A 13448-nucleotide genomic window follows, 5' to 3' on the forward strand; every position below is an offset into this window, starting at 1 on the left:
GGCTGGCGGGCTCGGCGGCAACGCCGGCGTCATTTTCGGTACCGGAGGGGCTGGCGGTGCTGGCGGTCTCGCCATCGGCGCCGCCACCACCGGGGGTAACGGAAATAGCGGCGGCAAAGGTGGCGTGATCGGTAACGGCGGCGACGGCGGAGCGGGCGCCACCGGCGGTACCACCGGCGGTAGCGGCGGCAACGGCGGCAACGCGACGATCGTCATCGGCGGTAACGGCGGTAATGCCGGGATTGGCGGTACGACCAACGGCAAAGCCGGCATCGGCGGCGGCGGACTGGTTCCCGGGCACGACGGGTTGACGTAGCCGGCAGCGTCGACGACGTGCGGATCGCCGCGACGACGTCACGGCCGCGGGTCGGTGGGTCCCGCTCGCGCGGCGGCCCTCGCTGCACCCGCAGACGCCACCGTCACCTCGACCGTGACCACCACATCGAGGTTTTCCACCGCGCATTGCGCGTCGTCGATGGCCATCGAGCGAGCCACTTCCGTCGCACGTGTGCAGGCCGCGGCCGCGCCGGCAGGTAGCCGAGCGGCACCGGCCAGGGCCGCCAAGTCGGCTGCCGCCTGCGCGCGGTGGCGAGCGACCACGGCCGCGCCCAGATAAGCGACGGCGCCGGTACTAACCAGCAGCACGGCAACCATCGCGGCCGCCAACACCGTGGCCCCGCCACGCTCACCGCGGTTCGGCGGCCGAGACGGCCCGGGCCGCGATATCCAACCCGGGTAGCAGCGTCGAGTGGGCGACGACAGTTGCCACCAGGAAATCGCCGTCGCGCCGCACCTGGATCTGGGCCGCAGCTGGAGCGATAGTGCGGGCCACACTGACCGCTGCGCTGTCGTCACCGCGCGCGGCCAGTCGAGCGGCTTCACGGGCGGCGTCGATGCAGCGCACCTGCATGGAGACCGCCGTGATCCCGGCCAGGCACACCACCAGCACAACCACCAGCGTGGCGATGGCCAGGGCCGCCTCGACGGTGCTCGAGCCTGCACTCGACGCTAGGCCCTGGTGCTGAGCGCACGCCCGATGATGTGGTTCAGCGCCGAGACGATTGAATCGCCGGTCACGACGTTGTACAGGATCGCCCCGAACGCCGCCGCGGCGACCGTTCCTATTGCGTATTCGACGGTCGACATGCCTGACTCGTCGGCGGCCAGCAGCGTCAACCGTGCCGCGACGGCGCGAAACATTCTGCGCACCGGTTTCTCCTCTCCTTGTGGGCCTCATAGCAATCCGGATTGCAAGACCTGGCCGGCGAGACCGACCACCACAGGAACGATGCCCAGGCAGACGAACGCCGGAAGGAAGCACAACCCGAGCGGACCCGCGATCAGCACCCCCGCGCGTTCGGCGGCCGCGGCGGCGGCATGGGCAGCGTCGTGGCGGGACTGAGCTGCCAATTCGGCGACGCCCTCCGCAAGGGCGGCTCCCGAGGACGCCGAGCGGCGGGCCAGTCGCAGCAGTGCCTCGACAGGCGGGTCCACGGGTGGCCCCGGTGGTGTCGACCAGGCAACGGATGGGTCGGCGCCCAACGCCAGCAAATCGGCAGCCCGTCGCAATGCCTGAACCAGCGAAACCGGCGCGGATGCCGCGGTCGCGCGCGCGGAGGCCGAGACCGCCATGCCGGCGGTCAAGCACACCGCGAGCACGTCCAGGCTGGAGGCGAGGCCCAACGGATCCGACCCGGCCGGCGACCGCACGGGTGTCCGGCGCCCGGGCGGCCGCAGTCCAGCGCGGAGCCGTACCTGCGTCGGAGCAGCGCCCACCAACAGAGCTGCGGCAAGCAGCAACGCGGGAGCGATCACATCGCCACCCGATCGGTAATCCGGTCAGCCCACAGCAAACCGCTGCAGGCCAGCAGCAACCCCGATACAAGCACCCAGCCGCCCACGCCCAACAGGAAGGCCAAGGGGCGGGCACCCAGCAACTGGCCGAGCAACATCCCAAGCACCGGCAGACCGGCCAAGATGGCGGCGGTGGCGCGAGCACCCGCCAAACCCGATGTCACTCTGTCTGAAAATCTCTGTCGTTCAGCGATATCACGCTGCGCAGCGCGCATCAGGGCGGCGATCGCCAGCCCGTGGTCGTTGGCTAGTTGCCAACACACCGCGAGCCGCTCCCAGTACGCGGGCAATACCGACGCGGTGGCGACCGTGCGTAACCCGGTCGCGACGTCGGCACCCAAGCGGGCTCGGGCCGCGACCGCCCGCAAACAGTCGCCCACCGGGCCGATGGTCTCCTTCGCTGCCACGTCGAACGCGTTCACCGGATGGGCTCCCACGCGTAACTCACCGACCAGCACATCGAGCGCGGCTTCCAGCGCCCGACCCTCCCGCACGCGGCACCGGGCACGACGCCGGCGGCGGTACCGCACGCCCACCGTTGTCCCCAGCACAGCGGCGGACAGGACGCTGGTGACAGGCATCGACACCACGGCAATGACGCACACACCCGCCGCGAGGCCGCAAGCTGCCCGCCTGCCCGGCAAGACCTTTTTGTCGAGCCCTGCCGGCAAACGGCGCCGCGGCGAGGAGGGTGAGACGAGCAACGCCAGCGACAACAGGACCGTGGCCAGCTGCAGGCCGATCATGCCGGTGTCCTGATGCGCATCAGGTCCAGCAGCTCGGCCGCCTGGTCGGTCATTCCCCGCCTCACGTGCCAGGCGGTGACCGCGACGACCCGACCGCTGTCGGTTTGGCGCAGCACAGCTATCTCGCTCAACCTACGCAGGCCCGCCTGGTCGCGCGTGACGTGCAACAAGATCTGGATCGCGGCGGCGAGCTGGCTGTGCAGCGCCGTCCGGTCGAGACCGCCGAGTGCGCCCAATGCCTCTAGCCGGGCCGGCACCTCAGCCGGGCTGTTGGCGTGAACAGTGCCGGCCCCACCCTCGTGGCCGGTGTTCAGCGCCGCCAAGAGGTCCACCACCTCGGCCCCCCTGACCTCGCCTACCACGACACGATCGGGTCGCATGCGCAGCGCTTGGCGGACGAGCTGACGCACGGTCACCTCCCCGACGCCTTCGACGTTGGGGTTCCGCGCGACCAGCTTGACCACGTGGGGATGTTGTGGCGACAACTCGGCGGCATCTTCGACGCACACGATCCGCTCAGTGCTTGAAACCGCACCTAACATCGCCGCCAGCAGGGTTGTCTTTCCGGCCCCAGTGCCGCCGCACACCAGGAAGGCGAGGCGCGCGGCGATGATGCCGTCGATCAATTCGGCGGCCTGCGGCTCGATCGCCTGCGCAGCGATCAGCGCGGCAAGATCCTGAGTAGCCGGTCGCAACACCCGCAGTGACAGGCAGGTGCCTGCAACCGCGATAGGCGGCAACACCGCATGCAACCGAACCGCAAAATTTCCCGGTCCGATCCCGACCAACTGCCCGTCCACCCACGGTTGCGCGTCGTCCAGGCGACGTCCCGCCGCCAACGCAAGTCGCTGCGCCAAGCGTCGCACCGAACCCTCGTCGGCAAAGCGAATCTCGCTGCGTTGCAGACCTTTTCCGTCGTCGTACCACACCGCATCGGGCGCCGTTACCAAGACGTCGGTGATGCCGTCGAGGCATAACAGGGGTTCGAGGACGCCGGCACCGGTCAATTCGGTCTGCAGCACTCGAAGGTTGGCCAGCACCTCGGTGTCGCCGAGCATGCCGCCGGATTCTGCCCGGATCGCTGCAGCCACGACGTTGGGCTTCAGCGGCATGGATTCGGCCGCCAGCCGCTCGCGGACGCGTTCGATCAATGAGCCGCTCATGCGGCCCGGCCGTTTTGTCGCGCGTGTGACAACACCTCGAGGACCCGACCGGCCGCATCAGCCAGCGCGGATCGCGACCGCGGCCGCAATCCGCCATGTTCGAGTTGTTCGGCCAGCCGCGGCTGGAACCGCATCGATGCCAGCAAAGGCACTCCTGCGATATCGGCGACCTCCGCGGCCCGTAAACCCCCGGGCGACGGCCCCCGCACCACCAGACCGAGATTCGGGTTGACCGCAGCGAGCACCGGCGCGATCGCCGTGGTGGCCGCGCACCCTCGCACACTGCAGGGGGTGACCAGCACGACCAGGTCCGCGCAGTCCAGCGCGGTGAGGGTCGCATCGGTCAATCGACGAGCGAGGTCGCAGACCACCGTGACTCCCCCGCGTCGGCCGGCATCGAGCACAGCTTCGACCGGACCCGCTTCCAGTTCGCGACCCTGGCGAGTGCCCGACAGCCAGCTGATGCCGTGCTGCCGGGGCAAGGCGTCGCGCACCGCCGACCACGTCAAACGTCCGCCCTGTAACGAAAGATCGGGCCACCGCACACCGGGCGCCTCTTCCCCACCGAGCAGTAGGTCCAGGCCACCACCCCATGGATCGAGATCCACCAACAGCGCCTCGGCCGCGGCCTGAGCCGTCGCGACCGCTAGCACCGATGCGCCAGCGCCACCGCAACCCCCGATCACGGCGGCGACCGAGCCGCGGAGCTGGTCACCACGTGTCGATTCGGCTGCTTCGGCGAGCTCGCGCACCAGTTCGCGTTCTTGCTCAGGCATTCTCAGAACCTGTTGGGCGCCGACGGAGATCGCGGCGGCCCACGTCGCCGTGGCCACTTCAGCACTGGTCAAGACTGTGACGTGGGTGCGCCGCGGCAGTGCGGCCTGTCCACACCGCGCCGCGGCCGCCTCGTCGAGCACTATGGCCGCGGCGGCCGACCACGCCTTGCGGCTTACCGCAGTGCGGCCACCAACGTGAACAACCCGGAGCCCGACGGCCGCTGCAACCCGGTCCAGTTCGTCACGCAGGTGCGCATCGCTCAGCTGAGCCAGCAGGCCAGAGGCATGAGAAGCGGTCGTCACGCATCTACCGTGCGCGGTCCGCGCTATGGGACGAAAGTGCCAAAGCCGAATCTGTGGAGAGAGACGCGACTGTGCACAATGCCCAAGACCGGGCGGATCTCCGCAACTAATCCGCAGCGACGACTAGGCGTCAGTAACGGCCGGTGGCGGAGGGTTCTTACCCCAGAAAAGGGACGACCCCCGCCAGGGGGGGAGGAGGCGAGGGTCGTCGTGCATCAGCCCCGGGGGGTCGGGCTGATACACTCTCGGCTCGAGGCCGAGTAATGCTTACTATACACATGCCAGACGGGATTAACGCAAGTACTGGCAATAATTAAAAATACGGCCTGAGCCGTGTAAACGCTCTTGACAGAACGACAACACGGTAGTTCGCCAGTTCGTTTTGGGGCTAATAGACTGCGGTGACCGTTAGTCGACCTATGCTGGATCGGTGACCGTCTCCGACTCGGACGCGCAGCAACAACCCTCGCCGCAGGCGCCCGAATCAGCCGTCCCGCACGCCCGCACGGCCGCCTTCTTCGACTTGGACAAGACCATCGTCGCCAAGTCCACCACCTTGGCGTTCAGCAAACCTTTCTTCGCCCAGGGTCTGCTCAACCGCCGCGCCGTGCTCAAGTCCAGCTATGCGCAGTTCCTCTTTCTGCTGTCCGGTGCTGACCACGACCAGATGGATCGGATGCGCGCCCACCTCGCCAACATGTGCGTCGGCTGGGATGTGGAACAGGTCAAGTCGATCGTCAACGAGACACTGCACGACATCGTGACTCCACTGGTTTTCGCCGAGGCCGCCGACCTGATCGCCGGGCACAAGCTGTGCGGCCGCGACGTCGTCGTGGTGTCGGCGTCCGGCGAGGAGATCGTCGCCCCAATTGCGAGGGCGCTCGGGGTGACGCACGCGATGGCGACCCGCATGGTCGTCGAAGACGGCAAATTCACCGGCGAGATCGAGTTCTACTGCTACGGCGAAGGAAAGGTTCAGGCGATCCGCGAGCTGGCCGCCCGCGAGGGCTATCCGCTCGAACACTGCTACGCGTACTCAGACTCGATCACCGATCTGCCAATGCTCGAAGCCGTCGGCCACCCGACGGTCGTCAACCCTGACCGGGCGTTGCGCAAGGAGGCTCGCGAACGCGGTTGGCCGATCTTGACCTTCTCGCGCCCGGTGCCGCTGCGGGAACGCATCCCGGCGCCGTCGGGCGCCGCGATCGCCACCACCGCCGCAGTAGGGGTCAGCGCCCTCGCCGCCGGCGCGGTGACGTACGCGCTGCTGCGCCGCTTCGCCTTCTAGCACTCGAGTCCCAACTTCCCCAAGTGCCCCGTCAGCAAACGGTTACTCGCGCAATATCAAGGTGTTTCATAAGTTTCACGTTGCTAGCCCTTGCTGTGCTAGTGGTCTAGTAGTACAAAGGAACCACGGCAGCTCGGCAAGGCCAAGGGCGATCCGGAAGAGAAGGATCGTTCTCCCGACCCGAGCACCCAGCACGGTTCTCGGCACCCACGCGGAGTCATAGCCGCGATAATGGCAGAAGTGTTGCGGGCCTGCGTAATTGCGAATATCGGAAGGTGTCGACGGCCCTTTGGGTGGGGTTGCAGCCGGACGGTTCGTAAAAGCGCCGAGGCCAACCCACGCAGCCCATAGGTGCACGCTTGGTAACCGGGAACCGTGCTGGCGGGGGGCGATCCGAAATCCTTCGGTCGCCGCCCGCTTTACGTTTTCCCCCAATTATTTTCGCGAATCGCCAGCTACCGAATCGGCGATCGCCAAAGCTTCCTGCGCGCCCGCCTGCAGGGCCCGGCAACACAACACCAACCACGCCCCAACACCGCTGGATGTGCCCTCGGCGAACCCCCGCGCTGCATTGCGGTAGTCCACCGGTTGGCGCATCCACCGAACCTCGGGAACGCCCAATCCGTGCGGATCGAGCCCCGTCGAAATCGTCACCAACCGCGACACCGCACGTGCCACCACTCCGTCGCCACTGCCAAAGGGCTTCAGCGTCAAGAGTTCTCCGTGAGCGACGGCGGCGACCACCGGCGCCGAGGCCCGAGTGGGACGGGTGACCAGTTCCGCGAGCAGCTCCAGCCGCGGCGCGACCTCAGCATCGGCCCGCGGGCGTCCCAGCCGATCGGGATCGACCTGATCGGCGGCCGCGAGCATGTGCAATCGCGCCAGCGCCTGCAGCGGCGCGTTCTGCCACACGCCGATCAGCGTGCCCACTCCGCCCTCCAGCGCTTGCGCCACGCGCAGCGCGCCGGCGAATACCGGGTCACTGACGGCACCGGCGTCGGCGAGGTCCTCCAAGCGCACCGGACCGCCGTCGAGCACAGAGGAGGCCCGTGCCGCCCGGAGCGATGCCTCGGCCGCGGTCACCGGCCAGCCGCGCAGGTTGGCCCGGTGGCGGTGTGCCCGTCCCAGCGCTTCGCGGGCGCGGTCGCTGGCCTCGGCGACACCGGGCAGGTCCATCAGGGCACCGAGCGGGTCAGCTGTCACAGGTTGCCAACCTAGCCGGGTGCCGAGCCGGCGCCGGGAATGGCCTCGAGCAACTGCCGGGTGTACTCGTGATCGGGCCGAGTGAATACCTCCTCGGTGGATGCATGTTCCACCACCCGACCACCGCGCATCACCAGCACATCGTCGGAGATCTGCCTGATCACGGCCAGATCGTGGCTGATGAACAAGTACGTCAAACCCAGGCTGGCCTGCAGGTCCGTCAGCAGCTTCAGGATCTGTGCCTGCACCAGCACGTCGAGAGCCGAGACCGCCTCGTCGCACACCAACACCTCGGGCCGCAACGCCAACGCCCGGGCGATCGCGACCCGTTGCCGCTGACCGCCCGACAGCTCCCGCGGCAGCCGGCCCAACACCGACGCCGGCAACGCCACCTGGTCCGCCAGTTCGCGTACCGCCTGCTGTCGTTGCTTGCGGTCACCGACGCGGTGGATGCGCAGCGGTTCCTCGATGGCCCGGAAGACGGAGTACATGGGGTCCAGGCTGCTGTAGGGGTTCTGGAACACGGGCTGGACGCGACGCCGGAAGGCGAACGCTGCGGCTCGATCCAAGGTGTTGACGTTCTGCACTCCGTCGAGGAGCACCGACCCCGACGTCGGCCGCAGCAGGCCCAGCACCATGCGCGCCAGGGTCGATTTGCCCGATCCCGATTCTCCGACGATGGCCAGCGTGCTGGCCCGCTTCACGCGAAAGGACACGTCGTCGACGGCACGGAACTCCGTTCGACGCCAAGGGGCGCCGCGCGACTCTCGGTAAATCTTGGTCAGGTTTTCGACGACAAGAACGTACTGGTCACCGCTGCCACTGGCGTGCTCGGCGGCATGTTCGACGGCCTGCGCCACCACCTGTGAGCGGATTTGGGCCGAACGTGTATCCCGCGCAGTCAGGGACGGAGCCGCGTCCACCAACCGCTGGGTGTACTCGTGTTGCGGTTCGCGCAGAATCGCCTGCGCCGGGCCGGATTCCACCACCGTCCCGTGGCGAATGACGACCACCGATTCGGCCCGCTCGGCGGCCAGCGCCAGGTCGTGGGTGATCAGCAGCAAGGCCGTACCCAGCTCGTCGGTGAGGCGCTGCAGGTGATCGAGGACCTGCCGCTGCACCGTGACGTCCAACGCCGACGTGGGCTCATCGGCGATCAACAGCCGTGGCCTACCCGCCAACCCGATCGCGATCAAAGCCCGCTGGCACATGCCACCGGACAGTTGGTGCGGATATTGCCGGGCCTGTCGGGTGGGGTCGGGCATGCCGGCCTCGGCCAGCAGCTGCACCGCGCGTTGTCGCGCATCACGTCCATCGGTGTTGGCTCGCAACGCTTCCCGGATCTGGAAGCCGACCTTCCATACCGGGTTGAGGTTGGTCATCGGGTCTTGTGGCACGTAGCCGATCTCGCGGCCCCTGATCGAACGCAGCAGCCGCTGGTCGACCTTACGACCGCCCACTGCTATCTCGCGTCCGTCAAACACGATGCGGCCGGCCGTTATTCGACCACCCGGAGCCAGCAGCCCCAAGATCGCGGCGGCGGCGGTGGACTTCCCAGAGCCGGATTCACCCACCACGGCGACGGTCTCACCGCGTCCCACGCTGAAATCCACACCCCGCACAACGGGCTCGTCGGCACCGAATCGGACTTCCAGGCCCTCGACCGACAACAACGGGGATTCCGGAGCACTCATGCCCGCCACGCCCGCGACGACGGGTCCAGGGCGTCGCGGAGCGCGTCGCCCATCATCATGAACGCCAGCACCGTAATCGCCAGCGCCCCGGCGGGATAGAAGAGTATGGGCGAACCCGCTCGCAGCCGCATCTGCGCGACGTTGATGTCACCTCCCCAGGACACCACCGACGTCGGCAACCCCACCCCGAGGTAGGACAACGTCGCCTCGGTGACGATGAAGATGCCCAGCGCAATGGTGGCCACCGCGATCACCGGACCGACCGCGTTGGGCAGCGCGTGTCGAAGCAGGATCTGAAACCTGCTGAGCCCCAATGCCTTGGCGGCGACAATGTAGTCGCTGGATCGGACCTCGAGGACCGAGCTGCGGGCGATCCTGGCGACCTGCGGCCAGCCGAACAGGGCCAGGATGACGATCACTGTCCACACCGTGCGGTGATGCAGCACCTGCATGAGCACGATCGCGGCCAGTAGCAACGGCAATCCGAAGAACACGTCGGTGACGCGGGAAACGACGGCGTCGATCCAGCCACCGTAGAAGCCGGCCAGCGCGCCCAGGATGCCGCCGACGACGAACGCGATGAAGGTGGCTCCCAGCCCGACGGCGACCGAGGCCCGAGCCCCGTACACCGTGCGGGCGTAGATGTCGTGGCCCTGCAGATCAGTGCCGAACCAGTGTGCCGCCGACGGTGGCAGCATGCTCTGGCTGGGATCGGCATAAGTCGGATCGGCGCTGGTGAACAACGCCGGGAACGCCGCCACCACCACAACCAGCAGGATCAGCGCGGCGGCCACGATGAACTTCGGCCGCCGATGCACCTTTCGCCAGATGTCGCGCCAAAAGCCGTCCCGAAAGCCCCGCTCGTCAGCCATAGCGGATCCTCGGGTCCAAGGCGGCGTACAGCAGATCGACCAGCAGGTTGGTCACCAGATAGATCACCACCAGGACCGTCACGATCGACACCACCGTCGGCGCCTCTTGCCTGGTGACCGCCTGATACAGCACTCCCCCGACGCCGTGGATGTTGAAGATGCCCTCGGTCACGATCGCGCCACCCATCAGGGCGCCGACGTCAGCGCCGAGGAACGTCACCACCGGAATCAGCGAGTTGCGCAGGATGTGCACGACGACCACCCGCGGCCGGGATAACCCTTTGGCCGTTGCGGTGCGGACGTAATCGGCATGTGCGTTGGCGGCCACCGCGGACCGGGTCAGGCGCACCACATAGGCAAAGGACACCGCACCCAACACGATTCCGGGCAACAGCAGACGATCGAACGACGCCCGCGCGCCGACCGTCACCGGCGCGATTCCCAGCCGTACGCCAAACACGTACTGCGCCAGGAAGCCAAGCACGAAAATCGGTATCGCGATGATGATCAGCCCGGCGATCAATACCGTGGCGTCAAAGATGCCGCCCTGGCGCAGCCCGGCGATCACACCAAACCCGATGCCCAGCACGGCCTCCACCACCAGTGCGATGAGCGCGAGCCGGAGCGTTACTGGAAACGCATGCGCCAGAACGGAACTCACGGGTAACCCGGAATACGCCCGACCCAGATCCCCATGCAAAAGACCGCCCAGATAGCGGAAATACTGCACCAGGAACGGATCGTCGAGATGGTATTGGGCTCGCAACTGCGCCGCCACGGCCGGGGTCAATGGCCGGTCCCCCGCGATCGCGGCCACCGGGTCGCCGGGCAGCAGGAACACCATGCCGTAGATCAGCAATGTGGCACCGAAGAACACCGGCACCATCACCGCGATGCGGCGCGCAATGTACCAACCCATCTCAGGCCTTCACGATGTTCTCGTAGTCGGGCAGACCGTTCCAGGTGACGTGGACGTTGCTGACCTTGGCCGACCACCCGACAACGGCGTTGTAATACCACAGCGGCACAACGGGCATGTCGTGGAACAGGATTCGTTGGGCGGCATTCGCCAGGGCGGCGGCCTCGCTCAGGGTGGGTGCGGCCTCGGCGGCCGCCAACGCCGCATCGAATTCCCGGCTGGAGTATCCGGTGTCGTTGGATCCCGCTCCGGTGGCATACAGCGGGGCAAGGAACTCGATCATCGACGGGTAGTCACCTATCCAGCCCGCCCGGAATGCGGTGGCGATGGTGCGGTTGGTGATCTGGGTGCGGTAGCCGGCGAAGGTGGGCTGCGGCGCCCCGGTCGCGTCGATGCCCAGCACGTTCTTGATGCTGTTGGCCACCGCGTCGACCCACTCCTGATGGCCGCTGTCGGCGTTGTACGCGATGGCGTACCGGCCCGTCCACGGTGAGATCGCGTTGGCCTGTGCCCAAAGTTGGCGGGCCCGTTCGGGGTTGAAGTCCAGCGCCTCGCTACCCGGGATGTTCGGGTCGAATCCGGGCAGCGACGGGGCGGTGAAATCACGTGCGGGGCTGCGGGTCCCGTTGAAGATCTGCTTGCATATCTGCGAGCGGTTGATGGCCGCCGCCAGGGCCAGCCGACGCAATCTGCCTTCCTCCCCGCCGAAATGGGGCAGGCGCAGCGGGGTGTCCAGGGACTGGGTCACCGCAACGGGCTTGCTGGTGAAGTTGTCCCCCAGGTCGCGCTGGTAGATCGTCAGCGCACTGGACGGAATCGTGTCCAGCACATCGAGATTGCCGGACAGCAGGTCGGAGTAGGCCGTCTCGAGATTGGCGTAGAACTCGAATCGCAGACCCTTGTTGCGGGGCTTTCGGTTGCCGTGGTAATCGGGGTTTGGCACCAGGTCGATCTTGACGTTGTGTTCCCACGCCGGCCCGTCCGGACTGTTGGCAAGCTGGTAAGGGCCGTTGCCAATCGGGTTGTGGCCAAAGGCCGCCATGTCCCGGAATGCCGCATCCGGCATCGGGTAGAAGGCGCTGTGCCCCAATCGCAAGGCGAAGTCGATGGTCGGTGCCTTGAGTCGCACGGTGAACTCGAGATCGTTGACCACCTTCAGGCCGGACATCGTGGTCGGTTTGCCGTCGCCTGGGGTGCCGGCCACCTCATCGAAACCTTCGATGGGCCTGAAGAAATCCTGCTGCAGTTGGGCGTTGGTGCTCAGCGCCCCGTAATTCCAGGCGTTGACAAACGAGTGGGCGGTCACGGGTGAGCCGTCGGTGAACTTCCAGCCTGGCTTCAACACGATTCGGTAGTTGACGTTGTCGGTGGTCTCGACAGACTGGGCGACCTCCGGTAACGGGTTGCCGTCGGCGTCGTACGACATCAGACCGGCGAACAACCGGTCGAGGATGCGGCCGCCCAGGCTGTCGTTGGTGCCCGTCGGGACCAGCGGGTTGGGTGGTTCCCCCCCGTTGACCAACACCACGTCAGGGCTCAGCACGCCGCCACCGCAGGCGACCACCGGTGCGACCGCCAGCACTGCGACCAGGACAGCGCCGAGGGCGGCCCGTACAGCCCGCATCCGCCGCATGAATGCGACCCTAAGGCCCCCGCTCAGGTGATGCGTCGGCGGACACGCACCCGAACGGGCCCTGCCGAGCCATCGCCGGTCGCCACCTTGCCTCGGCGAGTTCGAGGGCTACCACCTAGAATCCCCGCAATGACCGCCACCTATCTCGCCGCGCCCAGCGGTGTTTTCCAAGCGGCATTTCTGGTGGCGGCGCTCGGCGTTCCCACCGTTGGATGGATCCTTGTGGTCGTGGGCCTGAAGCAGCGCGCACACAGCCGTCCGCAACCAGGAATCCGCCGTAAGGAAGACCCGACGCCACCAGAGGACCGACCATCGGGCAGCAAGTTCATCGGCGTCGGCGCCGCGCTGATTGCAGTGGGTGTCGTGGTGATCGCTATACGCCTGCTCACTGCCGCCTAGAAGAATTTAGGCAATCTAGGACACGTAGCGGATAATCACCGGTGTGTCCCGACCCCTGATGAGGCAGGTCACCGCCGTTGCAGCCGTGGCGGGGTGCGCCGCGTCCGGTTCCATTGCCTGGGTCGCGCACGCAGACGACGCCAACTACGCACCGCCCTGCCCAGCCGAAAAGCTCGCGACGAGCGCAGACCCGGCCGAGGCCGCCGCCGGGCATCGCGGCGTCACGCTGACCTTCACACTCGTCGCGGATGCCGACGCATGCACCCTCACCGGCTACCCCCAGGTCCATACGGGCGCCGGCGGTCCGCCGGTTCAGGCTGAGCCCACCCTGCGCGGATACATGGGTGGCCTGCCGGCCGGGACCGAAACCCCGCCTACCGTCACGTTGATGCCGTCACAACAAGCGCGCGCTGTCGTCGAAGGTATGGCGACGGACGGCACAGGCAAGCCGTGCCCCACTTACACCGAACTGTTGGTCGCTCCCCCCAACAGCACGGCGACGGTCACCCTCCCGGTCTCCATCGAAGCCTGCCAGCTGCAGGTGCATCCCGTCAGCGAGACGGCTGCGGGGACCGGTCGGTTGCCGTCGCGCTAGCCT

Annotated in this window: 15 protein-coding genes and 1 pseudogene; 4 read left to right on the plus strand and 12 right to left on the minus strand. The window is 67.3% G+C overall.

The window, feature by feature from the left end; genetic code table 11:
- A pseudogene (locus BST27_RS34620) lies at positions 1 to 316 on the plus strand (PE family protein); the annotation flags it as partial.
- A gap of 38 nt (positions 317 to 354) precedes the next feature.
- Here the strand turns inward: BST27_RS34620 and BST27_RS33995 are convergent.
- Genes BST27_RS33995 through ssd form a run of 7 tightly spaced genes read right to left on the minus strand, consistent with a single transcriptional unit; the run spans position 355 to position 4803 of the window.
- Entirely contained in the window at positions 355 to 654 is a 300-nt protein-coding gene (locus tag BST27_RS33995; RefSeq protein WP_232007196.1) for an Rv3654c family TadE-like protein, read from the minus strand.
- Between the two features lie 31 nt (positions 655 to 685).
- The gene (locus tag BST27_RS34000) at positions 686 to 973 is read right to left on the minus strand and encodes a TadE family type IV pilus minor pilin (protein ID WP_269149702.1); all 288 of its coding nucleotides are present in this window, start codon (positions 971 to 973) and stop codon (positions 686 to 688) included.
- A 35-nt stretch (positions 974 to 1008) separates the two neighbouring features.
- Entirely contained in the window at positions 1009 to 1200 is a 192-nt protein-coding gene (locus BST27_RS23995) for a DUF4244 domain-containing protein (RefSeq protein WP_069418057.1), read from the minus strand.
- Positions 1201 to 1233: 33 nt separating this feature from the next.
- The gene (locus BST27_RS24000) at positions 1234 to 1815 is read right to left on the minus strand and encodes a type II secretion system F family protein (protein ID WP_197518074.1); all 582 of its coding nucleotides are present in this window, start codon (positions 1813 to 1815) and stop codon (positions 1234 to 1236) included.
- Positions 1812 to 2600 (minus strand): type II secretion system F family protein, encoded by a 789-nt coding sequence (locus tag BST27_RS24005; protein ID WP_069418026.1) that lies wholly within the window; start codon positions 2598 to 2600, stop codon positions 1812 to 1814. Before BST27_RS24005 ends, BST27_RS24000 begins: the two co-directional genes overlap by 4 nt.
- Entirely contained in the window at positions 2597 to 3763 is a 1167-nt protein-coding gene (locus tag BST27_RS24010; RefSeq protein WP_069418025.1) for a TadA family conjugal transfer-associated ATPase, read from the minus strand. Before BST27_RS24010 ends, BST27_RS24005 begins: the two co-directional genes overlap by 4 nt.
- Positions 3760 to 4803, minus strand: a complete 1044-nt coding sequence (gene ssd, locus BST27_RS24015) for a septum site-determining protein Ssd (protein ID WP_139805335.1) — start codon at positions 4801 to 4803, stop codon at positions 3760 to 3762. Before ssd ends, BST27_RS24010 begins: the two co-directional genes overlap by 4 nt.
- A 469-nt stretch (positions 4804 to 5272) precedes the next feature.
- On the opposite strand from ssd, the gene BST27_RS24025 reads away from it, so the two are divergent.
- Positions 5273 to 6130, plus strand: a complete 858-nt coding sequence (locus BST27_RS24025) for an HAD-IB family hydrolase (protein ID WP_069418023.1) — start codon at positions 5273 to 5275, stop codon at positions 6128 to 6130.
- Positions 6131 to 6565: 435 nt separating this feature from the next.
- On the opposite strand, the gene BST27_RS24035 is transcribed toward BST27_RS24025, so the two are convergent.
- From BST27_RS24035 to BST27_RS24055, 5 genes are read right to left on the minus strand one after another with little or no spacing between them, the layout of a single operon-like run.
- Positions 6566 to 7333, minus strand: a complete 768-nt coding sequence (locus BST27_RS24035) for a Fic family protein (RefSeq protein ID WP_069418022.1) — start codon at positions 7331 to 7333, stop codon at positions 6566 to 6568.
- An 11-nt stretch (positions 7334 to 7344) separates the two neighbouring features.
- Entirely contained in the window at positions 7345 to 9027 is a 1683-nt protein-coding gene (locus BST27_RS24040; RefSeq protein WP_069418055.1) for a dipeptide ABC transporter ATP-binding protein, read from the minus strand.
- Positions 9024 to 9899 (minus strand): ABC transporter permease, encoded by an 876-nt coding sequence (locus BST27_RS24045; protein ID WP_069418021.1) that lies wholly within the window; start codon positions 9897 to 9899, stop codon positions 9024 to 9026. The genes BST27_RS24040 and BST27_RS24045 overlap by 4 nt, the downstream gene beginning before the upstream one ends.
- Positions 9892 to 10818, minus strand: a complete 927-nt coding sequence (locus tag BST27_RS24050; protein WP_069418020.1) for an ABC transporter permease — start codon at positions 10816 to 10818, stop codon at positions 9892 to 9894. The genes BST27_RS24045 and BST27_RS24050 overlap by 8 nt, the downstream gene beginning before the upstream one ends.
- 1 nt (position 10819) lies before the next feature.
- On the minus strand, positions 10820 to 12451 hold the full coding sequence (locus BST27_RS24055; RefSeq protein WP_069418019.1) for a peptide ABC transporter substrate-binding protein: 1632 nt from the start codon (positions 12449 to 12451) through the stop codon (positions 10820 to 10822).
- A gap of 129 nt (positions 12452 to 12580) precedes the next feature.
- Here BST27_RS24055 and BST27_RS24060 point away from each other — a divergent pair, with 129 nt between their 5' ends.
- Complete coding sequence (locus BST27_RS24060) at positions 12581 to 12850, plus strand: hypothetical protein (protein WP_069418018.1); 270 nt, start codon at positions 12581 to 12583, stop codon at positions 12848 to 12850.
- A gap of 34 nt (positions 12851 to 12884) precedes the next feature.
- A complete protein-coding gene (locus BST27_RS24065) occupies positions 12885 to 13445 on the plus strand; it encodes a DUF4232 domain-containing protein (protein ID WP_069418017.1) in 561 nt (186 codons plus the stop codon).
- Positions 13446 to 13448: the final 3 nt, after the last annotated feature.

The organism is Mycobacterium intermedium (genome assembly GCF_002086275.1).
Taxonomy (GTDB): Bacteria; Actinomycetota; Actinomycetes; order Mycobacteriales; family Mycobacteriaceae; genus Mycobacterium; species Mycobacterium intermedium.